Raw genomic sequence first — 22,770 nt, forward strand, 5'->3', positions numbered from 1 at the left:
ATGGAGTTAACTGTGGTGTCGGCGGTGTGTCGGCACCGGAAACTCCATGATCAACGGGCGTGTGCCGGGGGCGGGTAGGTTCGGAAGGATGACGGAGCAGGCTGACGAGGAGAAGCGGCGGGAAGCCGTGCTGCGTACCTTCTTCGGGCCGGACGGCCGCCTGGTCAGCATGCCGGCCCGGATGGGCAAACGCCGGTTCGTCCTCGAGCAGATCGCGTACGCCTTCGAGCCCGGTGTGCGGTACACCGAGGTCGAGGTCAACGCCATCCTGCGGGCGTTCTGGGACGACTACGTGTCGGTGCGGCGGTATCTGATCGACGCCGGGCTGCTCGGCCGCGAGCAGGGGCTGTACTGGCGTACCGGGGGTCATGTCGACGTCTAGCGCCGCCTAGCCGTCCAGGTCGCTGCTGGTACGCGAGGCCAGCAACCGCCGGAACGAGGCCAGCCGCCGTTCGTCGGCGTGGCCCGCCGCGACCCAGGCGTCCAGCGCACACTCGGCCCCGGGCAGATGGTCGCAGTTGGGCGGGCAGTCGACGGTCCCCTCGACGAGGTCGGGGAAGCCGTGCAGCACGCTGTCGGCGCTGACCAGGGCCAGCCCGAAACTGCGTACGCCGGGGGTGTCGATGATCCAGCCCGGATCCTTGCGGGACTTGCCGATCGGGGGCAGCCGTAGGGCGACCGCGCTGGTCGACGTGTGCCGTCCCTTGCCGATGGCGCTGACCTCGCCGACCGCCCGCCCGGTCCCCGGGATGAGTCGGTTGACCAGGGTCGACTTGCCCACCCCCGAGTGTCCGACGAGGACCGACACGTGCCCGGCCAGCTCCTTGCGGATCGGGGTCAGGTCGGCGTCCGGCCCGGTGAGCAGGTGCGGCAGGTCGAGGGCCGCGTAGTAGTCGAGGATCTCGTTCGGCGTCGCGAGGTCGGACTTGGTGAGCAGCAGGATCGGCTCGATGTCGGCGTCGTACGCCGCGACGAGGCACCGGTCGATGAACCCGGTCCGGGGCGGCGGGTCGGACAGCGAGCTGACGATGACGAGCTGATCGGCGTTGGCCACGACGACCCGTTCGATCCGGCCCTCGGTCGTGGTGTCGTCGTCGTCCGCCGTACGCCGTAGCACGCTTTCGCGGTCGGCGATGCGCACGATCCGGGCGAGCGCGCCGGCGCTGCCGCTGACGTCGCCGACGAGGGCCACCCGGTCGCCGACGACGACCGACTTGCGGCCCAGTTCGCGGGCGCGCATCGCGGTGACCGTCGTCCCGTCGGGCCCGTCCACGGTGTACCGGCCCCGGTCGACCGCGACGACGAAGCCCTCGATCGCGTCGTCGTGCTTGGGCCGCGTACGCGTCCGGGGCCGGGACCCACGGGTCGCCCGGACGCGGACGTCGTCCTCGTCGTACTCGCGCCGTTTCGCCGTCAAGAGCTTGCACCCGCCATGGCACTCCATAGTGCCGGGAAACCGGGGAGCGTCTTGGCTGTACACGCCACATCGCTCAGGACTACGCCGGGGACCTTCAGGCCGAGGAGCGCGGCGGCGTGCGCCATCCGGTGGTCGTCGTAGGTCTCGAAGACGGTGCCGGTCAGCGGGCGGGGTTCGATGGCGAGCCCGTCCTCGTGCTCGACGACCCCGGCGCCGAGCGCGGCGAGCTCCCGAGCGAGCGCGGCCACCTGATCATTCTCCTGCGTACGCAGATGGGCGAGCCCGCGCAGGGTGGACGGCGCGTCGGCCAGGGCGGCCAGCGCCGCGACGACCGGGCTCAGCTCGGCCTGGTCGCGCAGGTCGACGTCGATCCCGCGGATCTGCGGCCCGCCGCGGACGGTCATGCCCTTCTCGGTGAGCCGGAACGAGCCGCCCATCCGGGTCAGCACCGAGCGCAGCCGGTCGCCGGCCTGCAGGGTGCTGCGCGGCCAGCCGGGCACCGTGACGCGCCCGCCGACGACCAGGGCGGCCGCCAGGAACGGGGCGATCGTGGCGAGGTCGGGTTCGATCAGCCAGCTGCGCCCGGCGAGCCGGGCCGGTTCCACCCGCCAGCTGTCCGGGGTCGTGTCGTCGACCGCCGCGCCGGCCGCCCGCAGCATCTCGACCGTCAGCCGCAGGTGCGGGGCACGGGGCAGGGCCGGTCCGGTGTGACTCAGGGTCAGCCCGCGGTCGAAATCGGGCGCCGCCAGGAGCAGACCCGATAGCAGCTGGCTGGACGGGGAGGCGTCGACGGCCACCTCGCCACCGCGTACGCGGCCCTGGCCATAGACCGTCAGGGGCAGTCCGTCGGCCGCGCTGGCGTCCAGGCGTACGCCGAGCCCGCGCAGCGCGGTGACCAGTGGACCCAGTGGCCGCTGCCGGCCTCGGGCGGTGCCGTCGAAGGTGACCGCGCCGCTGGCCAGCCCGGCGAGCGGCGGCAGGAAGCGCATGACCGAACCGGCCGCGCCGACCTCGACCTGGGCGGACCCGGCCAGCGGGCGGGGGCGGACCACCCAGCGGTCGTCGTCGACGGTCGAGATGCTGACGCCCATCGCGCGGAGTCCGCTCGCCATCAGTTCGGTGTCGCGGGCGCGCAGCGGGTTGTCCAGTGTGGATGTCCCGGTGGAGATCGCCGCCAGGACGAGCGCGCGGGCCGTCATGGACTTCGATCCCGGTAGCCGGACGACGGAGTTCAGCGGATCGATGGCGGTCGGTGCGGTCCAGGGCACTGCGCGCTTCGTCACCCGCCCATTCTTACCGTTCCGGCGGCTTGTCGGACCATGCGGGTAGGTTCAATTTCATGTGCGGGCGTTATGCGACAACGCGCTCCTCGGCCGATCTCAGCCGCCTCTTCGAGGCGTTCGACGAGACCGAGGGCGCCGTCACGGCGGACTACAACGTGGCTCCGACCGACCGGGTGCCGATCGTGCGCGTCTCGGCCAGTCGTGAGGCGCGTGTGCTGACGGTCGCCCGGTGGGGCCTGGTGCCGCCGTGGGCCACCGATCCCCGCATCGGCTCCCGCATGATCAACGCGCGCGCGGAGACCGTCGCCACCTCCCGGGCATACGCGCCGGCTTTCGAGCGCCGCCGGTGCCTCGTCCCGGCCGACGGCTGGTACGAGTGGACCCGATCGCCCACCGGCAAGCAGGCCTACTACATGAACGGATGTGACCTCACGCTCGGCGGGATCTGGGGCGTGAAGGGCGATCTGCTGACCTTCAGCGTCATCACGCTGCCCGCACGGGGCGAGTTGGCGAAGGTGCACGACCGCATGCCGCTGCTGCTGCCCCCGGAGCGGTGGGCCGACTGGCTTTCTGCTACGCCGAGTGAGGACCTGCTCACCTCGGCCGGAGACGACTATTTGTCCACAATCGAGATCCGGGCGGTGGGATCCGCAGTTGGGGACGTTCGAAACGACGGCCCCGGGTTGATCGACCCCATCGAAGCAGGTCTACTTTTCTGATCGGCGCGCATCGCCATCCGGTGACACCCGGTAATCGATGCAGGGACACACACCATGCCGGATTAGGACGGATTGACGATGGAATGTCGGCAGGAAATTTTGCCGATGTCCAGACGAACTCTTGTCTCCGTACGCGTTTGTGCGATAGAACACAGCGCCGGTGCAGGTTCTCACACCCGTACCGGAATGGTTTGCACCGTGCAGCTTAAGGCGCGGTGAGGCACCGGACCCACGGGGGAGGTGGGTGGATTTGACCCGGGCGCGTGTTCCACGCCCACATGAAGTCGCGGCTGCGCGCCGTGACCCGAGACTGTTGCGGGCTGCCACCGAGCAGCAGGCCGACACCGCCTGGCGGACCAGGGGAGTCTGTCAATCCGTCGACCCGGAGACGTTCTTTCCGGCGCCGACCGATCCACCCGACGCGGCCATGGCGCTGTGCGGCACCTGTTCAGTACAGGGCGCCTGCCTCGCCTGGGCCTTGGAAGCCGGCGACTGCCACGGCGTCTGGGGCGGCACCACCGCCCGGGAGCGCCGGGCCATGGTGGTCGCCTGGCGAACCTTGGAGCAGCCCGAGGAGCGGCCATACGCGGAACAGGCGGACGCCACCCGTCCGGTCGTCGGGGGGACCGTCCCCGCGCCCGGCTGGGCCTCGGCAGTCGCCCGCGCCGCCGAGGCGGCCCGGATCGAGGCGGCGCAGGCTTCGGGCGTACGCCCGGCGAAGCGGTCCGGCCCGGCTCGTCGCCGGGGCGTACCCGTCGTCACCGAGCTGGCGCTGGAGATCCACGAGCGCAAACCGGAGATCCGGGAGCTTCGTGAGCCTCAGGTGCTGATCCCGCTGCAGCGTCTGGCCGACTCCGCACCCGCCCTGGAGGCGCTGCTCGCGTGACCTGCATCACCGCTGTGGTGGCGCGGCATGGAATGCGCGACGGTCGCGGAGCGTTGTCCCGGCCGGAGGACCTGAATGGGTTTCCTCCGCGAAGGGGTGATTCAGTGCGCACTGCGACGAAGACGAGGCCTGACGACCAGCTCAAGATCCGGATCGGGTCGACCGAGTGGTCGGCGGAGACGGCTGCGGACGAGATGACCCGCCTGCCTGCTTCGGTTGTTGCGACGGCCATGCCCGCCACCCGCGTATCCTCAGCGGGACGGGCCGTGACGTCACGGCCCCGGAAGGGCGAGGCCAGGGTGACCACGGAGTCGACGGAAGACCGGCGCGCACGGTTCGAGCGGGACGCCATGCCGTTCCTCGACCAGCTGTACCCGGCCGCCCTGCGGATGACCCGCAACCCCGCCGACGCGGAGGATCTCGTCCAGGAGACCTACCTCAAGGCGTACGCGGCATTCCACCAGTTCGAAGAGGGCACCAACCTCAAGGCGTGGCTCTACCGCATCTTGACGAACACCTTCATCAACTCGTACCGCCGCAAGCAGCGGCAGCCCGTGCAGGCTCCCACCGAGGAGATCACGGACTGGCAGTTGGCCGAGGCAGAGTCGCACACCTCGTCGGGGCTGAAGTCGGCCGAGACCGAGGCACTCGACCGGCTGCCCGACAGCGACGTCAAGTCGGCCCTCCAGGCCCTGCCCGAGGACTTCCGCCTGGCGGTCTATCTCGCTGACGTCGAGGGCTTCTCCTACAAGGAGATCGCCGACATCATGGGCACACCGCTCGGCACGGTCATGTCGCGGCTGCACCGCGGCCGCCGGGCCCTGCGCGGGATGCTGGAAAGCTACGCGGCCGAGCGCGGCATCATCAACGCGCCGGCCGATCACGACGAGGTGACGGCATCATGAGCGACGAGTGCAAGGACGTGCTCGACGAGGTATATCTCTACCTCGACCTCGAGTGCCCCGATGAGCGTCGTGACCTGATCAAGCAGCATCTTGACGAGTGCTCGCCGTGTCTGCGGGAGTACGGGATCGAGACCGAGGTGAAGGCGCTGGTGGCCCGCTGCTGCGGGGCGGAGAACGCGCCCGACGACCTCAAGCGCCGGCTCCGGGCGAAGCTCGCCGAGCTGGTGGTCGTGGACGACCGCATCACCTCCTGACCCTCCGGCATGGTTGGATGACCAGCAGAGGTCCGCAGTGTGGCGGACCACTGCTGGGAGGGGCGCGATGGCCGACGAGATCCGTGCGGAGATGGTGGCGAACGTCTGGAAGGTCGTGGCCGCCGAGGGCGACCAGGTCGCCGACGGCGACACGCTCGTCATCCTCGAATCCATGAAGATGGAGATCCCCGTGATGGCGGAATCCGACGGCACCCTGACCCGGCTCGCCGTGAACGAGGGCGACGTGGTGCAGGAGGGCGACCTGATCGCCGTCATCGGCTGAGGGTCAGCCCTCGATCAGTTCGTAGGCCATCTCCAGGGCGGTCTTCATCCGCTCCTCGTCGCTGATCTTGTCGGGGTCCAGGACGAACCAGCAGGCGTGCAGCGTGAACAGCGCCATCGAGGCGCGCAGCCGCCGCCCTGGGGTGGCGTCGGCGTCCACCAGGAAGTCGATCATGCCTTGCATCCGCCCGCGGAAGTCCTTCGCCGGGCGGCGGTCCTTCATCGTGGCCTGGTTGCGCTCGAAGAACCGCATGATCTTGTGGTGCTGGACCTCCATCATGCTGTCCGCGTAGCGGCGCAGGAACTCCTTGCGCGCCGCCAGGGTGCGGGGCTGCTCGGTGGTCCACTCGATGAGCTTCTCGATCCGGGCGGTCTGGTCGCCCATGAAGCTCTCGACGATCTCTTCCTTGCTCTTGAAGTGGTAGTAGAGTGCGGCCTTCGTCACACCGAGCCGCTCGGCGATCTCCCGCAGGGACGTCTTGTCGTAGCCCTGCTCAGTGAAGAGCTCCAGCGCAACGGCCTGAATACGCGACCGCGTGTCCCGGCCTTCGACCTGCTGTTCGCTCATGTTCTGCTCCCGCGGAGATCCGATATTCCATTGCACTTGACGCGCGGCTAGTAATCAACTTACCGTACGGCTAGTAAGTTCGCTAGCCGGTCGGCAAGTAAGCTGATCCGACGCCAAGTCTGATCGAGGGAGCACCGCTCGTGTCCACCATCCCCGAACCGTCCATCGCGAAGCCGAATCTGCGGCTCGTGTTGCCGGGAATCATGCTGGCGATGATGCTGGCCATGCTCGACAACATGGTCGTCGGGACCGCCATGCCGAAGATCGTCGGCGAACTCGGCGGTCTGTCGAAGCTCTCCTGGGTCGTCACCGCGTACGTGCTGGGCACCTCGGTGTCCACCCCGATCTGGGGCAAGCTCGGCGACCTGTACGGGCGCAAGAAGGTCTTCCTGACCTCGGTCGTGTTGTTCATGATCGGCTCGATGCTCTCCGGCGCGGCCGGCGAGTTCGGCTGGCTCAACGACGCGGTCAACCCCATGACCCAGCTCATCGCGTTCCGGGCCTTCCAGGGCCTCGGCGCCGGTGGTCTGATGGTCGGCGCGTTCGCCCTCATCGGCGACCTCGTCCCGCCCCGCGAACGGGGCAAGTACCAGGGCCTCATGGGCGGCATCATGGCCATCGCGATGATCGCCGGCCCGCTGGTCGGCGGTCTGATCACCGACCACGCCTCGTGGCGCTGGATCTTTTACATGAACCTGCCGATCGGCGCGATCGGCTTCGTCATGCTGCTGCTCTTCCTGCACCTGCCGGTGCGCAAGACCGAGCACAAGATCGACTGGCTGGGTGCGGCCCTGCTCGGCATCAGCATCACCGCGATCGTGCTCATCACCACCTGGGGCGGCGGCGAGTACGAGTGGGCCTCGCCGCAGATCTTCGGTCTGGCCGCGCTGGCGCTCGTGAGCTTCGGCGTCTTCCTGCTCGTCGAGCGGCGTCACCCGGAGCCCGTCCTGCCGCTGCACATCTTCAAGAACCGCAACTTCAGCGTGGTCAGCGGCATGGGCTTCCTGGTCGGCTTCGCCCTCTTCGGCGTCGTCTCCTTCCTGCCGCTCTACCAGCAGACCGTTCAGGGCGCCTCGGCCACCAACAGCGGCCTGCTGCTCCTGCCGATGATGATGGGCGTGCTGGTCACCTCGTTCGCCATCGGCCGGATCATCACCAACACGGGCAAGTACCGGATCTTCCCGATCATCGGCGGCGCGATCATGGCCGTGGCGATGCTGCTGCTGACCCGGCTCGCCGACGACACCAGCCGGCTCGAGTCGTCGGTCTACATGGTGCTGCTCGGCCTCGGCATGGGCTTCCTCATGCAGACCACGCTGCTCATCGCGCAGAACAGCGTGGAGATGAAGGACCTCGGCGTGGCCAGCTCCACCGCCACCTTCGTCCGGTCCATCGGCGGCTCGTTCGGGGTGTCGATCTTCGGCGCCGTGTTCAACTCGCGCCTCCGGGACAGCATGACCGAGACCGCCGGTCCCAAGGCCGCGGCGATGGTCGACCAGTTCGGCGGCAACCTGGGCACCGAGGGCATGGCCCAGCTCGCCAAGCTCCTGCCGGCCGATCAGGTCGCGCCGATGGTCAAGGCCATCAAGCACGCCATCGCGTACGCGACGTCGGGGCTGTTCTGGTGGGCGCTGGCGTTCGCCGTGCTGGTGCCGGTGCTGGCCTGGTTCATCAAGGAGGTCCCGCTGCGGGGCGCCGGTCCGCAGAAGGCCGGCGAGGACTCGCCGGAGGCGGCGTTCGCCCTCGCCAGCGTGGAGTGAGCGGCCGGTACGGAATCCGCAGAACCACGTAAGAGCAAGACCCGATAAGACTCGATGCCCCCGGAGATTTCCTCCTCCGGGGGCATCGCACTGTCCGCTACTCGGCGGCCTCGTCATCGCCGTCGTCGTCACCGGCGGCTTCGGCGTCGGCCAGGATCTCCCGGGCCAGCGAGGTCACCTCGGCGACCATCCCCGGAGCGAGCTGCACCAGGGCGGCCAGCGAGGTCAGGATGGTGACCGGCCGATGCTGCGTCGCCTCGACCGCGTCGAGGAACCGCCGGCCGACCAGTTCGCGTACCTCGTCGCGGCAGTCCGGGTCGAACCAGGCCGCCACGATCAGGGCGAACAACGCCACCTCGGTCGTCCAGTCCTCGATCCCGTAGGCGATCTCGGTGAGCACCGCCCGGTGCGGAGCGGTGTCGCCGGGCGTGGTGGCCAGCTCCCGGCAGTGCAGGATGCCGAGCGCCGCGAACGTCTGCGCCGAGCGCTCCCACCAGCCGTCGGGTACGCCGGCCATCCGGTCCGGCCGCGGCGGTGGGTAGACGAGCAGGCCGAGGAGGTCGCTCAACGGCAGCTCGCCCAGCGGCAGCGCATGGTCGTACGCCGAGACGGGGTCGGGCCAGGCCGGCGCGGCCAGCTCCGCCAGCAGCGCGCCGGCCCGGGCAGACGGCGGCGGCACCGCCGGTTCGGCCGTGAATCCGGCGTACCACCAGAGGACGCGACCGCGGCGCAACGGGCGCACCATGTCCGGCGGGACGTCGCCGGCGATGGAGACCGTGACGTTGGGCATCTCGCGCCGGAAGATCGCCAGCGCGCTCGGCGGCTCCAGCCCGGAGATGCCGATCTCGCCCTCGCTGTCGCGCTGCTCGGGCGGGAACTGTTCGAGGACGTTGATGCAGGACGCGCTCGGCCCGGCGACGAAACCCAGCCAGGTACGCCCCTGGCAGCAATCGGACAGGTCGGTGTGCTCATGGCTGGTCTGCGGCGAGGTGCGGACGAAGTCCGCCAGCGCGATGAGGTGGCTCGGATCGTCGTCGCGCTGGAACCGCAACCGGTACGCCGTGTGCACCGCGCAGTCGTAGGTCGGGTCGATCCGCATCGCGTCCTCGATCACCGCCAGCGCCTCGTCGAGGCGGCCGGCGTCGCTGAGCCAGCTCGCCACGTCGGCGTTGAGGTCGAGGTCGAGCGGGTTCTGGCGGCGCGCCTCGGCCATCACGGCGAGCGCGTCGGGCAGGCGCCCGGCGGCGCGGAGCGCGTAGGCGTACCAGACAGCGGTGAGCTTGCTGGGTTCCAGGCGATACGCGGTCTCGCCCCACTGGACGGCCACCGCCGGGTCGCCCAGGCGCCGCCCGACGCCCGCGGCGGCTCCGTGGAGCATGGCGTGCTTCGGATGGGCGGCCAGCACCCGTGCGGTCAGGCCCAGATAGACCGCGTTGGCGTGGCGTACCTCGTCGGGGGCGGGCTCGCCGAGTTCGCGCATCAGCGTCACGAGGACCTGGACGAAGCTGTCGGGGTCGACGCGCTCGCCGGGCAGCGCGTGCACCCAGCTCACGTCGGCCCACGGTGTGGCCGGGTCGAACGCGGTCGCCTTGGCCAGCAGCGACAGCGCGCCGTCCACATCAGACGTGGACCGCAGGTGGGCGTGGGCGACCACGGTTCCCAGATAGGGCTGGTCGTCGAGGGGGAAGAGGCTCAGCCCGCCGTCCGGCGTACGGGCGGCCAGTGCGGCGAGCACCTCGTGCACCTCGGGCAGGCCCGGGGCGTACGTGACGGCCCCGGCGAGATGGTTGGCGGCGTGCTGGAGGTCGTCCTCGGCGAGGGCGATGCGGGCCAGCGCCAGTTCGCCGTGTGCCTCCTGGATCGGGTCGTGCACTCCTTCGGCGTGGGTCACCCGGGCAGGCTAGAGGAATGTGAGATCCGGCGCGCCCCCTGCGTGATCCTGCTCGTCCGAGTTGAGTCAGGCGCGATTTCGTGCAAGACTGCGCACATATCGAGCATCAATCAAGCATATTTGAGCACACATAGTCAGGAGTGAGCATGAGCGAGCGCGGTGCGGGCATGGCGACGGACATCGCGGAGCAGCCCGGGGTCTACGGCGCGCTGCTGGAGCCGGCGAGCGTACGCGAGATCGAGCGGGTCGCCCGGGCCATCGCCGAGCGCCGCCCGAAGCACGTCGTGTTCACCGCCCGGGGCACCTCCGACCACGCCGCTCTGTACGCCGCGTACCTCACCGAGATCCGGCTCGGCATCCCGGCCGGGCTCGCCTCGCCCAGCGCGATGACCGTGTACGGGGCCCGCCCGGACTTCTCCGAGGCGCTCGTCGTCGGGGTCTCCCAGTCCGGCGGTTCGCCCGACCTGACCGAGGTGCTCAAGATCGCCCGGGAGCAGGGCGCGCTGACGCTGGCCGTCACGAACAACCCGAAGTCGATCCTGAACGAGACCGCCGAGCTGACCGTCGACGTCGCCGCCGGGCACGAGCGGGCCGTCGCGGCGACCAAGACCTACACCGCCGAGCTGCTCGCCCTGTTGCTGCTCGTCGAGGCGATCCGGGGTGAGGGCCAGGTGCCCGCCGAGGAACTCGCCCAGCTCGCCAAGCTGCCCGAGCTGGCCGAGCAGACGCTGCGCGACGAGACCCCGGCTCAGGTGGCCGGGCGCTACCGGTTCGCCGGGGGGGTCGTGACCACCGGTCGCGGGTACGCGTACCCGACCGCGCGGGAGGCGGCGCTCAAGCTCATGGAGACCTCGTACCTGGCCGCGCTGGCCTTCTCCGGCGCCGACCTGCTGCACGGGCCGCTCGCGATGGCCGACCCCGACGTCCCGGTGCTCGCCGTGGTGGGCTCCGGCCCCGGCGGGGTGGCGATGTCGGACGTGCTCACCCGGCTCGGCGAGCGGCGGGCGGACGTGGTCACGATCGGCTCCGGCGAGGTGGCCGACGCGTCGGCCCGGCTGGCCGTGCCCGAGGTCGACGAGCGCTACTCGGCGCTGCTGGACATCCTGCCGCTCCAGCGGCTCGCGCTGCACATCGCGCTGAGCCGGGGCGAGAACCCGGACGCGCCCCGCGGACTCAAGAAGGTCACCGAAACTCTGTAGCCGGCGCGCCCTGCGGGGATCGCCGCCGGGGCATGATCAAGTGGGCCAAGCGGCGGCGATCTCCTCGGGCCAGCGCAACTAGCTACTGTGGGGGCGTGTCCACACTTCGCGATCTGGTCGAGGAGCACACCTCGCTCGGCCCGGCCGACATCGACCACCTGACCCGGCTCGCCGGGGACTGGCAGTTGATCTCCGACCTCTCCTTCGCCGACCTGCTGCTCTGGGTGCCGGTCAGCACGGGGGAGGCGGTCGCGAGCGCGCCTTCGTTCCTCTGCGTCGCCCAGGTACGCCCGACGACCGCTCCCACGGCGTACCAAGATGATCAAGTGGGCCGGATCGTCGGCGGACCGGAAGTGGCCCACTTGGCCATCGCCCGCCAGCAGGGCCGGATCTGGCGGGAGGGCGACCCGGTCTGGTACGGCGACACGCCGGCGCGCCATGAGGCGGTGCCGGTCCGCCGGCGGCGCGCGGACGGCGAGGCGAGCGAGGTGATCGCGGTCGTGGGTCGCGACACGAACCTGTCCACCGCGCGGACCCCGAGCCAGCTGGAGCTGAACTACCTCACGAGCGCCGACGACCTGGCCCAGATGGTCGCTGACGGCACCTTCCCGCCGCCCCGGCATCCGGGCGAGACGACCAGCGCGCCGCGTGTCGGCGACGGGCTGATCCGGCTGGACGGCTCGGGCAAGGTCACCTACGCCTCCCCGAACGCGCAGTCGGCGTTCCGTCGCCTGGGACACGCTTCCCACCTCGTGGGCGAGGATCTGGCTGCCCTGTTCAGCCGGCTCGCCGACGACCCGCTGGAGGGTTCGGAGGCGTCGGCGCGGGTGCTGGCCGCGCTGCACGGCGACTCCCCGGCCCGCAAGGAGATCGAGGTACGCGGCGCGACCGTGCTGACGCGCGCGCTGCCGCTGATCCCCGCCGGGGTGCCGATCGGTGCGCTGATCCTGGCCCGTGACGTCACCGAGGTACGCCGCCGCGACCGGGCGCTGATCACCAAGGACGCGACGATCCGGGAGATCCACCACCGGGTCAAGAACAACCTGCAGACGGTGGCCGCCCTGCTCCGGTTGCAGGCGCGACGGGTCGACGCGCCCGAAGCACGCGCCGCGCTGGAGGAGTCCGTACGCCGAGTCGCCTCGATCGCGTTGGTGCACGAGACGCTGGCGATGTCGGCCGACGAGGCGGTCGAGTTCGACGGGATCGTGGACCGGGTGGCGACGGCGGCGGCCGAGGTCGCGGGCGGCTTCTCCGGCAGCGGCATCTCGGTGCGCATGCGCCGGGAGGGCAGCTTCGGCGTACTGCCGGCCGAGATCGCCACGCCGCTCGTCATGGTCCTCAACGAGCTGCTGCTCAACGCGGTCGAGCACGCGTTCTCCGACGACACCCCGGACGCCGAGGTGGTGATCTCCGCGCACCGGTTCCGCAAGCAGCTGCAGGTGGCGGTGGCCGACAACGGGCGCGGTCTGCCCGAGGACTTCAATCCGGCGACCGCGAAGCGGCTCGGTCTGCAGATCATCCGTACGCTCACCACCGGGGAACTCCGGGGCAGCATCGAGATGCGCAACCGCCCGGAGGGCGGCGCGGAGGCGTTGCTCGAGGTGCCCCTGACCAAACGCTGACCCGCGCCATTCAAGATCAGCGCCGAACCACCCCCGGAGGAAGCGCATGACGGCGAGGCTGACCAGGTGGCTGCCGCCTATCGTGGCCTTCCTCGCGGTGGTCGCGCTGGTGCTCGCCGCGGGCACGCCGGTCGTCGAGCTGGCCCGCTATTGCGCGTACGCGGTCTGGGCGGTGCTCCTGCCGGGAACGCTCGTCTACCGCGCGCTGCGAGCGACGCCGCGAACGCTGGTGGAAGACGTCGCTATGGGCGCCGCCGTCGGGCTGACCCTCGAACTGGTGGCCTGGGCCGCCTTCTCCGCCCTCGAGCTGCGTTTCCTGCTCCCGGGCTGGCCGCTCGTCGTCGTGGCGTTCTTCCTGACGAAGCGGCTGCGGCGACACTGGCGGCCCGCGTACCCGGATCGGCCGTCGGTCGCCTGGTCCTGGTCGCTCGCCGCGATCGTGGTCTTCTGGACGCTCTACCTCTACGTGGTCTTCCTCGCGCGGAACCCGGTGGTGCCGACGTCCGAGCAGACCATGCAGTACCTCGATCTGTCGTATCAGCTCTCGCTCGCGGGCGAGGCGAAGAACCACCTCCCGCTGCACGTGCCTCAGGTCGCGGGCGAGCCGCTCAACTACCACTGGTTCGCGTACGCGCACATGGCGATGGCGTCCCTCGTCGGCGGGGCGGATCTCGCCGCGGTGTCGTTGCGCTTCGCGATTCCCGCGCTCTGCGCGCTCACCATCGTGCTCACCGCCGTCGTGGGCGCGCGGGTGAGCCGCAAGCCGTGGGTCGGCGTGGTCGCGGCCGCGCTCTTCTTCACCGTGGGGGAGTTCAACTTCACCGACCCGGTCACGATGCCGTTCGGCACCCAGGCCACCTTCGTGATCTGGCACGGCATGTCCATGATCTACAGCTGGGCGCTGCTGGTCGCGCTGATCGGCGTCCTCGTCCCGATCATCACGGGCGAGTGGCGATCGTGGCGCGGCTATCTGCTCGCGGCCCTGCTCATCGCCGCGTCGAGCGGAGCCAAGGCCAGTTCGCTGCCGGTGGTCCTGGCCGCGCTGCTCCTGGTCGCGGTGGCCCAACTGGTACGCACGAAGCGGATCCCGTGGCCGGTCGTCTTGCTCGGGCTGCTGGCCGCGGCGGGCCAGTTCTTCGCGACCGCCGTGCTCTACCGGTTCCAGACCTATGCCACCGACGTGAACGTCTTCGGCAGCCTGGCGGTCTTCGCCGGGCCACCGGCGGGGGAGCAGCGCGGGTGGTGGGAGCAGGCGGCGGTCGCCATCGGCGTGTTCGTCGCGTTCCTGCTGAACATGCAACTCCGGCTGGCGGGGATCATCCCGTTGCTCTGGCGGCAGCGGCTGCGGCTGGAGCCCGCGCAGTGGCTGCTGCTGGGCGGCGCGCTCGGCGGGGTCGCGGCGTACCTGCTGGTCCGGCAGCTCAGCGACGGCCAGCAGTACTTCGCTCGCGCCGGATTCGCGTTCGGTGTGCTCCTGTCCGCCTGGGGCTTCGTCGACGTCTTCGACCGCGCTCGCCTGTCGGCGCGTGCCCGGTGGTACCTCGGCGCGTTCGCGGCTTTCCTGGCGGTGGCGACCGTCCTCGCGCAGCTCGCCGACGCCGGGCGGCAGACCGGGTCGAGCCCGTTCGCCCCGGTGACGCCGATCCTGAAGTGGTCGTTCTTCCTGCTGCTGTGCGGGGTGGCCGGCGCGCTCGTCTGGTACGCCGCCCGCGGCAGCCGCCCCGAGCTGCGGGGCAAGGGCGGTCTGGTGGTCCTCACGGCGATCCTGGTCGTCGGCGCGCCCGGGCTGGTCATGGACATGGTCAAGTCGGCCCGGTCGCCGAACGGCGGCGCGTACTACAACACGGCGATGCCCCGGTCCCGGGTGCTCGCCGCCCGGTGGGTACGCGACCACAGCAGTCCCGGCGACGTGCTCGCCACCAACGTGCACTGCCTGCCGGTGAAGTACGTCGGGCAGTGCGATCCGCGCACGTTCTGGCTCTCGGCGTACGCCGAGCGGCGGGTGCTGGTCGAAGGCTGGACGTTCGCGCCCCGGATCGCCGGGGACGCGCTGAAGCCGTTCTGGGATCAGGAGTTGCTGGAGCGCAACGACCGGGCCTTCACCGAGCCGACGCCCGACGACCTCGCCGCCCTGAAGGCGGACGGGGTGCGGTGGCTGGTCGCCGACTCCCGGTCAGGTCAGGTCTCGCCGGAGTTGGCGGAGTACGCCGACCTTTGGCACACCGAGGGCCAGGTCTCGGTCTACGAACTGCGCTGAGGTCGACCTGCGCTGAGCCGGAGTGCTCAGGGCACTCGCCAGTACCAGACGCCGCCACCGGTCTGCGCCGGCTGCTGGACGATCGTCGTGATCGTGTCGCGCATGGCGTCGGCGGTCTGGCCGCCCTGCTGGAGCACGACGCACTGCGCCCGCCAGTACACGAGGTCCGCCCGCGCGACGGCGAGCTGCCGCGGGGTCAGCTCAGCCGGGTGGCCGGTCTCCCGGGCGGTCATCACGGCGACGTCCATCGTCCGCAGTGAACGGCCCAATCGGCCGCCGCCGTCGCGATCCCGGCTGAAGTAGTACCCGTTGGGTGAGGCGTAGCCCAGCTTGGCGGCCAGCTGCCAGCGCATCTGGAGGTGGAGTACGCCCTCCCGCGTCGTGTCCCCGTAGGCGATCAGCGTGCTGTGGTCGTCCGCGCAGGATTGCCACTCGCCTGAGCTGATGAACTCCGGGGCGGGTCTGGCGACGACCGTGCCGAGGCCGCGCGGCAGGGTCGGGATCAGCGCCACGAGCACCATCGCCGGCCACGCCCAGCGCAGGGTGCCGAGCCGGGCGGCGTGGTCCCAGCTCACCGCGATCAGCAGGCCGATCACCGGGATGGCGATGAGCGCGAGGCGTACGACGACGACGTCGCGGAACACCGGCAGATCAGCGACGAGCGCCCACGACCCCGGTACGCCGATCTCCCGGCCATGCCACTTGGGCACCACGCCCAACGATGCGATGCAGGCGAGGAGCGCGACGAAGACGGCGCTGCGGACCCAGACGATCCGCCAGAGCCACACCGTCGCCACCACGGCGACGATGATCAGCGGTACGCCGAAGAACGCGGACTGCTCGCTCGGGTTGGGCGAGACCTCGGCAGTGCCCGCCGCACTGCCGGCGATCGAGGCGTCGGCGTACGCCGTGAACGATCCGAGGTCGGCGACATAGCGGCCGCTCGGCAACCCGTGGTACGCGTCCGGCCCCAAGAACTGCACCCACAGCGGGTAGCCCGCGACCAGCAGGGTGCAGCCCGCGGCGACCCCGAGGCTGAGCATCGCCGGTCTCCACCGCGCGAGGATGATCCGTGGCCGCTGGATTCCGTAGAAGATGATGAATCCGCCGAGGCCGAGCGCGGTGAGCAGCAGGGTCTCCTCGCCCAGGAGGATCTGCGCGGCGGCCAGCAGGCCGAGCTCGGCCCCGCGCAGCGGATGCGACCACGACGGGCCCGGCAGGCCGAGGTTCAAGGTCAGCGCCACGAGCAGCGGCACGAAGAATTGGGCGGCGATGTGCGGATGCCCGTTCGCCTGCGACACCATGCCGGGCGCGAAACCACAGAACAGTGCGCCGGCGAAGGCGGCGGGAACAGCCACCCTGAGACGGCGGCGGAACAAGGCGTACCAGGCGATCGCGGTGCCGGCCAGCGACGCGGTCGCGAGGATCGTGAAGCTCGCACCCGGGCTGAACAGCCAGGTGACCGGGGCCAGCAGGACGCCGGCCAGCACCACCGACGTGTTGCCCGCCAGGTTCGCCACGGTCGGCGTGCCCAGGATGGGCGCCAGGAACGGATCACCGGCGTGCGCGATGGACAGGGCGGTGTGCTGGAGCATCCACTCGAAGAGGATCTGGTCCTGCGGGTTGGTCGCGAGGAGCCGCCCGCCCGGGTCGGCCCACAGACCACGCAGGACGAGAACTGCCGCGAGGACGAATAACGCGGCTGCCGTTAAATCCGGCCAAAACCTCCGCACGACTGCCAGCATATTGTGATCCCCGCCGCCTCGGTTCCGAGTGCTGAGATGGCGGCCACGGCATCTTGGCCATCGGCGTCCGGACATGGCATTGTGAACGGTATGAGTCCCGCCACGCTCCGTTCCGTGCTGCTGACCGCTCGGCGGCACGTTGACTACGGGCGTGTGCGCAGCGCTATCTGTCGCCTCGGCTGAGCGTCGCCCGAGGACTCCGTCCAGGAGTCACTTCTTGTCCGGGCGCGCAGGCGCCGGAAGCAATGATGCTTGATCGCGGTCATGCCGCGATATCGGCGTAAAGCGCGCAATCCAAGCATCAGGAGGACGCCGCGATGGCGACCGATAACGCCGTGACCGCCAAACCCGCTGTCCGGCGGAAGCGTGGCGAGGGGCAGTGGGCGCTGGGGCACCGTGAGCCGCTGAACCCGAACGAGCGGACGAAGAAGGACGACAATCCGCTCAACGTCCGGGCCCGGATCGAGTCGATCTACGCCCACCACGGCTTCGCCAGCATCGACCCGGCCGACCTGCGGGGCCGGTTCCGCTGGTGGGGCCTGTACACCCAGCGTAAGCCCGGCATCGACGGTGGTCGCACGGCGATCCTGGAGCCGCACGAGCTGGACGACGAGTACTTCATGCTCCGCGTCCGCATCGACGGCGGCCAGCTGAGCCTGGAGCAGCTGCGGGTGGTCGCCGACATCTCCACCCGGTACGCCCGGGACACCGCCGACATCACGGATCGCCAGAACATCCAGTACCACTGGATCCGGATCGAGGACATGCCCGCGATCTGGCAGCAGCTGGAAGCGGTCGGCCTGTCCACCACCGAGGCCTGTGGCGACACGCCCCGCGTCGTGCTCGGCAGCCCGGTCGCCGGGGTCAGCGCGGACGAGCTGGTCGACGCGACGCCCGCGATCGACGAAATCGTGGCCAAGTACGTCGGCGACCCGGCGCTGTCCAATCTGCCGCGCAAGTTCAAGACGGTCGTCTCCTGGCTGGCCGACGTTCCGTACGAGGCCAACGACGTCTCGTTCCTCGGCGTCGTGCACCCCGAGCACGGTCCGGGCTTCGACCTCTGGGTCGGCGGCGGCCTGTCCACCAACCCGATGCTCGCCCAGCGCCTCGGCGTCTGGGTGCCGCTCGCCGAGATCCCCGAGGTCTGGAAGGGCGTCGTCGAGGTCTTCCGCGACTACGGCTACCGGCGGCTGCGTAACCGCGCGCGGCTGAAGTTCCTCGTCGCCGACTGGGGCGTGGCCAAGTTCCGCCAGGTGCTGGAGGACGAGTTCCTCGGCCGCAAGCTGATCGACGGTCCGGCTCCGGACCTGCCCGCCCGCCCGATCGACCACATGGGCGCGCACCCGCAGCGCGACGGCTCGTGCTACGTCGGCGCCTCGCCGATCGTGGGCCGCGTCTCCGGCCCCATGCTCCACTCGCTCGCCGACGTGGCCGAGGCACATGGTTCCCGGCGGGTACGCCTGACGCCGCACCAGAAGCTGCTGGTCCTCGACGTGGCGCCCGAGCGGGTCGAGGCGCTCTCGGACGCCCTGGAAGGAATCGGGCTGCAGGCCCGGCCCTCGCAGATCCGGCGGTCGACCATGGCGTGCACCGGCATCGAGTACTGCAAGCTCGCCATCGTCGAGACCAAGGCGACCGCGGCAGCCGTCATCCATCACATCGAGTCCACCGGCCTCGACCTGCCGATCAGCGTCAACGTCAACGGCTGCCCCAACGCCTGCGCGCGTACGCAGGTCGCCGACATCGGGCTGAAGGGCCAGTTGGTCCCCGGTCCGGACGGCGAGCTGGTCGAGGGCTTCCAGGTGCACCTGGGCGGCGGCCTGACCATGGCCCAGGGGCAGCAGTCCGGCTTCGGCCGCAAACTGCGCGGCCTCAAGACCACCACCGCCGAGCTGCCGTCCTACGTGGAGCGACTGAGCCGGGCGTACCTCGACGGGCGCAAGGACGAGGACGAGGCGTTCGCGGAGTGGGTCCAGCGGGCGGACGAAGATGTCCTCCGGTGATCGGGCCTTCCCCAGCTATTGCCCGTATTGCGGGGACGAGGACCTGCGCCCGCATTCCGATGTTCATGGCACCTGGGAGTGCCGTTCCTGCACCAGAGTCTTCTCGCTGAAGTTCCTCGGCCTACTCAACCCCTCGGAGGCACAGAGTGAGCAGCACCCGAACCGTTGACGAACTGGTAGAACTGTCCGTCCGCGCCGGCAAGGCGCTCGAAGGCAAGCCCGCCGAAGAGATCATCGCCTGGGCGGTGGAGACCTTCGGCGGCCGCTTCGCGGTGACCAGCTCGATGGCCGACGCCGTCGTGGCTCACCTCGCCTCCCGAGTCGCGCCCGGCATCGACGTCGTCTTCCTCGACACCGGCCTGCACTTCGCCGAGACGCTGCGCGTACGCGACACGGTGGCGCGGACGATCCCGGTGACGATCCGGACGGTGCGGCCGGAGTTGACGCTGGCCGAGCAGGACGCCGAATACGGCCCCCGCCTGTACGCCCGCGACCCGGACCAGTGCTGCTCGCTGCGCAAGGTGCAGCCGTTGGAGAAGGTGCTCGCGGAGTACGACGCCTGGGCCGCCGGGCTGCGCCGCGACGAGTCGCCGACCCGGGCCAAGACGCCGGTCGTGCACTTCGAGTACGCCCGCAACAAGGTCAAGGTGAACCCGATCGCGGCGTGGACGCAGGACCAGGTCGACGCGTACATCGAGCGCTATGACATCCCGGTCAACCAGCTGCTCAGCAACGGCTACGGCTCGGTCGGCTGCTGGCCGTGCACTCGGCGTACGGCGGCGGGGGAGGACCCGCGGGCCGGGCGCTGGGCGATGTTCGACAAGACCGAATGCGGTCTGCATACGACGGGGAGTCTCTTGGGCGAGCCGCCAGGAGTGCGGTCGGTGGCCTGATGACGCCGCTGCTCCTCGTCGCGCACGGGTCCAGAGACCCTCGTGCCAACGCCACGACCCGAGCCCTGGCGAGGGTCGTGGCGGCAGCGCGGCCCGGCCTCGACGTCCGGGTCTCCTTCTTGGAACTCGCCCTGCCCAGTCCGGCCACCGTGCTCTCGGCGCTGGACGAGCCGACTATCGTCGTGCCGCTGCTGTTGACCAACGCGTACCACGGGCGGATCGACCTGCCAGCCCAGGTCGCCGGGTTCGACGTCGCGGTCGCCGCGCCGCTGGGCGGTCCGTCCGAGCATCTGCTCGCCGGGCTGCGCAAACGGCTCGACGCGGCGATCGGGCGGGACGCGTACGACGGGCTGGTCCTCGCGGCCGCGGGCACCCGCATGGCCGAGGCCCGGGTGGTGGTCGAGCAGGCCGGGGCGAACCTGGGCGCTGCTCTCGGCGTACCCGTGGAAGTCGCTTATGCCGCCGGCGCGACTCCCACGGGCGGTGAGGCTGTCGCGGCCTTGCGGGCGCGGGGCGCGCAGCGAGTGGCCGTGGCGAGTTACTTCCTGGCCTGCGGACGCCTTTTCGACCTGGTCACGAACAGCGCGGTCGACGCCGGCGCGGTGGCCGTGGCCGAACCGCTGGGCGCGTCGTGGGACCTGGCGCGGCTGATCCTGGAGCGCTACGAGTGGGCGAGCACGAGCTTGCCGAACACGTCGCCGGTGGCGAGCTTCTCGAACGCCTGACGCGCGTCGGCGAAGGCGAAGACCTCGTCGATCACCGGCCGGACGCCCTGGGTCGCCACCAGGTCGATCAGTGCGCGCAGCTCGTCGGCGGTGCCCATACTGGAGCCGAGGATCTGAAGTTCCATCATGAACACCCGGGCCAGCAGCATCTCCGCGCTGCGGCCGGAGGTGGAGCCGGAGACCACGATGCGCGCGCCGGGCGCGGCGCACTTGAGCGAGTGGTCGAAGGTGGCCGGGCCGACCGTCTCGATCACGACGTCGACCCGCTCGGGCAGCCGCGCGCCGGGCTCGACGGCGATCGCGCCCAGCGCGGCGATCTTCTCCCGCTTGGCGGCGTCGCGGCTGGTGGCGTAGACGCGCTTGCCCATCGCGTGGGCGAGGACGACGGCCGCCGTCGCCACGCCGCCGCCGGCGCCCTGGACGAGTACAGCGTCGGCGTCCTGAATCCGGCCCTTGGTCGTCAGCATCCGGTACGCCGTGAGCCACGCCGTCGGCAGCGCCACCGCGTCCTGAGTAGACACCTGCTCGGGCAGCGGCAGCAGGTTCTCCGCCGGAACGGTCACGTAGTCGGCGAGGGTGCCCTGGTGCTTCTCGCTCAGCAGCGAGAATCCGCGGGGATCCTTCGCCTCCGGGATCACCGCGTGCACCAGTACGCGTGACCCGTCGTCCGTCTCGGCGACCGCGTCGCAGCCGAGGATCATCGGCAGCTGCGCCTCGGACAGACCGACGCCGCGCAGCGACCAGATGTCGTGATGGTTGAGCGCGCTGGCCAGTACGCGGACGACCGCCCAGCCGGGCTGGGCCGCCGGTTCCGGACGCTCCCCGATCGCCAACCCGCTCAGCGGGTTCTCCGGATTGATCGCCTCTGCATACACCGCGCGCATAGCCCTACCTTACGTGCCGAGTTTTCGGGTGCAGATCACGGTTATGCAGGCTTCCACCGCGCTCGGAAGCCTGCATAAACCTGATCTACATGGGAGGTCCGGTGACTAGGCGGCGGCGATGACGGCGGCGGCGACCGCCGGAGCGACCCGGGGGTCCAGCGCGCTCGGCACGATCTGGTCCGCGCGCAGGTCCTCGGCGACGATCCCGGCGATGGCGTCGGCCGCGGCCAGCTTCATGGCCTCGGTGATCCGCTGCGCTCCGGCGTCCAGCGCGCCCCGGAAGATCCCCGGGAACGCCAGCACGTTGTTGATCTGGTTCGGGAAGTCGCTACGGCCGGTGGCGACGACGGCGGCGTACTTGCCCGCGATGGCGGGCGGCACCTCCGGAGTCGGGTTGGCCAGGGCGAAGATCATCGAGTTCGGAGCCATCGCGGCGACGGCCGACTCGGCGATCTGCCCGCCGGAGACCCCGATCAGCACGTCGGCTCCGACCAGGGCGGCCTCGATGCCGTTCGCGACGCGGCCCGCGTTCGTGATCGCGGCCAGCCCGGCCTTCTCCGAGCCGGGCGCGAAGTCGGGGCGTTCGGCGTACAGGGTGCCCTTGGAGTCGCAGACGATCACCCGGCCGGCGTCGACGCCGCCCGCGATCAGCATCTTCGTGACCGCGATGCCGGCCGCGCCCGCGCCGGAGACGACGACGCGAAGGTCGCCGAGATCCCGGCCGAGCAGGCGGGCCGCGTTGCGCAGCGCCGCCAGCACCACGATGGCGGTGCCGTGCTGGTCGTCGTGGAACACCGGGATCGGCAGCTCGGCGTCCAGCCGGCGCTCGATCTCGAAGCAGCGCGGGGCGGCGATGTCCTCCAGGTTGATCCCGCCGAACGAGGGCGCGAGCGCCTTGACGACCGCGATGATCTGCTCGGTGTCCTGGGTGTCGAGACACACCGGTACCGCGTCGACCCCGCCGAACTGCTTGAACAGGACGGCCTTGCCCTCCATGACGGGCATCGCGGCCCGGGGGCCGATGTTGCCGAGGCCGAGCACGGCCGACCCGTCGGTCACCACCGCGACGGTGTGACCGACCCAGGTCAGCTCCCGGGTCAGGGCCGGGTCGGCGGCGATCGCCTCGCACACCTGGGCTACCCCCGGCGTGTACGCCAGGGAGAGGTCCTCCCGGCTCGTCAGGGGGACGGTGCTGGCCACGGCCATTTTGCCGCCGCGGTGCCGGGCGAAGACGGCGTCTTCCACGATTGGGCTCCCAGAGAGAACTTCACTGGCGTGCCGTGCGGTCGTCAACAGGTGTGTTGACCCGGCTCGGCGGGCTACGAACGGGAGGTTACCCGAGGAAGTGGCGATCGGGGATGACCCGCACGCGTCGCGAACTGGGCAGTTCCGAGGTGCCGGACAGGCCCGAGTGGTGCCCGTCAGCGTACCGCACCGGTCGGCCGGGTTCGCCGCGACCAGGGTGGAGATCTTGTCG

20 protein-coding genes and 1 pseudogene are annotated in these 22,770 nt (G+C 70.5%); 14 read left to right on the forward strand and 7 right to left on the reverse strand.

The annotated features are described in order from the left end of the window. The first annotated feature begins 88 nt into the window (after positions 1–88). Complete coding sequence (locus AB0M47_RS27495) at positions 89–382, forward strand: DUF2087 domain-containing protein (RefSeq protein ID WP_363419107.1); 294 nt, start codon at positions 89–91, stop codon at positions 380–382. A gap of 6 nt (positions 383–388) precedes the next feature. Here the strand turns inward: AB0M47_RS27495 and rsgA are convergent, their stop codons facing one another. Beyond that, entirely contained in the window at positions 389–1,444 is a 1,056-nt protein-coding gene (rsgA, locus tag AB0M47_RS27500; protein ID WP_363419150.1) for a ribosome small subunit-dependent GTPase A, read from the reverse strand. Further along, positions 1,414–2,700 carry a 3-phosphoshikimate 1-carboxyvinyltransferase gene (aroA, locus tag AB0M47_RS27505; protein WP_363419109.1) on the reverse strand — a complete coding sequence of 429 codons (1,287 nt, stop codon included), beginning with the start codon at positions 2,698–2,700 and terminating at the stop codon, positions 1,414–1,416. The genes rsgA and aroA overlap by 31 nt, the downstream gene beginning before the upstream one ends. 56 nt (positions 2,701–2,756) lie before the next feature. On the opposite strand from aroA, the gene AB0M47_RS27510 reads away from it, so the two are divergent. The 5 genes and pseudogenes from AB0M47_RS27510 (at position 2,757) to AB0M47_RS27530 (ending at position 5,747) form a co-directional block, all read left to right on the forward strand. Continuing rightward, positions 2,757–3,419 (forward strand): SOS response-associated peptidase, encoded by a 663-nt coding sequence (locus AB0M47_RS27510; RefSeq protein ID WP_363419111.1) that lies wholly within the window; start codon positions 2,757–2,759, stop codon positions 3,417–3,419. Positions 3,420–3,669: 250 nt separating this feature from the next. Next, positions 3,670–3,993, forward strand: a pseudogene (locus AB0M47_RS27515) (WhiB family transcriptional regulator); the annotation flags it as partial. Between the two features lie 416 nt (positions 3,994–4,409). After that, on the forward strand, positions 4,410–5,210 hold the full coding sequence (locus tag AB0M47_RS27520) for a sigma-70 family RNA polymerase sigma factor (RefSeq protein WP_363419113.1): 801 nt from the start codon (positions 4,410–4,412) through the stop codon (positions 5,208–5,210). Continuing rightward, a complete protein-coding gene (gene rsrA / locus AB0M47_RS27525; RefSeq protein ID WP_253760395.1) occupies positions 5,207–5,464 on the forward strand; it encodes a mycothiol system anti-sigma-R factor in 258 nt (85 codons plus the stop codon). The genes AB0M47_RS27520 and rsrA overlap by 4 nt, the downstream gene beginning before the upstream one ends. 67 nt (positions 5,465–5,531) lie before the next feature. After that, positions 5,532–5,747, forward strand: a complete 216-nt coding sequence (locus AB0M47_RS27530) for a biotin/lipoyl-binding carrier protein (RefSeq protein WP_363419115.1) — start codon at positions 5,532–5,534, stop codon at positions 5,745–5,747. A gap of 3 nt (positions 5,748–5,750) precedes the next feature. Here AB0M47_RS27530 and AB0M47_RS27535 read toward each other — a convergent pair whose 3' ends face one another. After that, positions 5,751–6,314 (reverse strand): helix-turn-helix domain-containing protein, encoded by a 564-nt coding sequence (locus AB0M47_RS27535; RefSeq protein WP_363419117.1) that lies wholly within the window; start codon positions 6,312–6,314, stop codon positions 5,751–5,753. A gap of 203 nt (positions 6,315–6,517) precedes the next feature. Here AB0M47_RS27535 and AB0M47_RS27540 point away from each other — a divergent pair, with 203 nt between their 5' ends. Next, the gene (locus tag AB0M47_RS27540; RefSeq protein WP_363419152.1) at positions 6,518–8,074 is read left to right on the forward strand and encodes an MDR family MFS transporter; all 1,557 of its coding nucleotides are present in this window, start codon (positions 6,518–6,520) and stop codon (positions 8,072–8,074) included. A gap of 97 nt (positions 8,075–8,171) precedes the next feature. Here AB0M47_RS27540 and AB0M47_RS27545 read toward each other — a convergent pair whose 3' ends face one another. After that, the gene (locus tag AB0M47_RS27545; RefSeq protein ID WP_363419119.1) at positions 8,172–9,965 is read right to left on the reverse strand and encodes a tetratricopeptide repeat protein; all 1,794 of its coding nucleotides are present in this window, start codon (positions 9,963–9,965) and stop codon (positions 8,172–8,174) included. A gap of 167 nt (positions 9,966–10,132) precedes the next feature. On the opposite strand from AB0M47_RS27545, the gene AB0M47_RS27550 reads away from it, so the two are divergent. The 3 genes from AB0M47_RS27550 to AB0M47_RS27560 all read left to right on the forward strand — a co-directional run bounded on the left by AB0M47_RS27550 (position 10,133) and on the right by AB0M47_RS27560 (position 15,043). Further along, positions 10,133–11,164 (forward strand): SIS domain-containing protein, encoded by a 1,032-nt coding sequence (locus AB0M47_RS27550; RefSeq protein WP_363419154.1) that lies wholly within the window; start codon positions 10,133–10,135, stop codon positions 11,162–11,164. Between the two features lie 95 nt (positions 11,165–11,259). Continuing rightward, positions 11,260–12,786 carry a PAS domain-containing sensor histidine kinase gene (locus AB0M47_RS27555; protein ID WP_253760410.1) on the forward strand — a complete coding sequence of 509 codons (1,527 nt, stop codon included), beginning with the start codon at positions 11,260–11,262 and terminating at the stop codon, positions 12,784–12,786. A gap of 46 nt (positions 12,787–12,832) precedes the next feature. Beyond that, the gene (locus AB0M47_RS27560; protein ID WP_363419121.1) at positions 12,833–15,043 is read left to right on the forward strand and encodes a hypothetical protein; all 2,211 of its coding nucleotides are present in this window, start codon (positions 12,833–12,835) and stop codon (positions 15,041–15,043) included. A 26-nt stretch (positions 15,044–15,069) separates the two neighbouring features. Here AB0M47_RS27560 and AB0M47_RS27565 read toward each other — a convergent pair whose 3' ends face one another. Continuing rightward, positions 15,070–16,776 (reverse strand): hypothetical protein, encoded by a 1,707-nt coding sequence (locus AB0M47_RS27565; RefSeq protein ID WP_363419123.1) that lies wholly within the window; start codon positions 16,774–16,776, stop codon positions 15,070–15,072. Between the two features lie 329 nt (positions 16,777–17,105). Between AB0M47_RS27565 and AB0M47_RS27570 the strand changes: the two genes are divergently transcribed. Genes AB0M47_RS27570 through AB0M47_RS27585 form a run of 4 tightly spaced genes read left to right on the forward strand, consistent with a single transcriptional unit; the run spans position 17,106 to position 20,409 of the window. Then, the gene (locus AB0M47_RS27570; protein WP_363419125.1) at positions 17,106–18,791 is read left to right on the forward strand and encodes a nitrite/sulfite reductase; all 1,686 of its coding nucleotides are present in this window, start codon (positions 17,106–17,108) and stop codon (positions 18,789–18,791) included. Next, on the forward strand, positions 18,778–18,960 hold the full coding sequence (locus AB0M47_RS27575) for a hypothetical protein (protein WP_363419127.1): 183 nt from the start codon (positions 18,778–18,780) through the stop codon (positions 18,958–18,960). The genes AB0M47_RS27570 and AB0M47_RS27575 overlap by 14 nt, the downstream gene beginning before the upstream one ends. Further along, positions 18,938–19,684, forward strand: a complete 747-nt coding sequence (locus tag AB0M47_RS27580) for a phosphoadenylyl-sulfate reductase (protein WP_363419129.1) — start codon at positions 18,938–18,940, stop codon at positions 19,682–19,684. Before AB0M47_RS27575 ends, AB0M47_RS27580 begins: the two co-directional genes overlap by 23 nt. Beyond that, on the forward strand, positions 19,684–20,409 hold the full coding sequence (locus AB0M47_RS27585) for a CbiX/SirB N-terminal domain-containing protein (protein WP_363419131.1): 726 nt from the start codon (positions 19,684–19,686) through the stop codon (positions 20,407–20,409). Before AB0M47_RS27580 ends, AB0M47_RS27585 begins: the two co-directional genes overlap by 1 nt. On the opposite strand, the gene AB0M47_RS27590 is transcribed toward AB0M47_RS27585, so the two are convergent. After that, on the reverse strand, positions 20,346–21,293 hold the full coding sequence (locus tag AB0M47_RS27590; protein WP_363419133.1) for a zinc-binding dehydrogenase: 948 nt from the start codon (positions 21,291–21,293) through the stop codon (positions 20,346–20,348). The genes AB0M47_RS27585 and AB0M47_RS27590 overlap by 64 nt on opposite strands. Before the next feature lie 105 nt (positions 21,294–21,398). After that, positions 21,399–22,499 carry an NADP-dependent malic enzyme gene (locus tag AB0M47_RS27595; RefSeq protein WP_363419156.1) on the reverse strand — a complete coding sequence of 367 codons (1,101 nt, stop codon included), beginning with the start codon at positions 22,497–22,499 and terminating at the stop codon, positions 21,399–21,401. Between the last annotated feature and the right edge of the window lie 271 nt (positions 22,500–22,770).

Source organism: Hamadaea sp. NPDC051192 (genome assembly GCF_040682475.1).
Taxonomy (GTDB): Bacteria; Actinomycetota; Actinomycetes; order Mycobacteriales; family Micromonosporaceae; genus Hamadaea; species Hamadaea flava.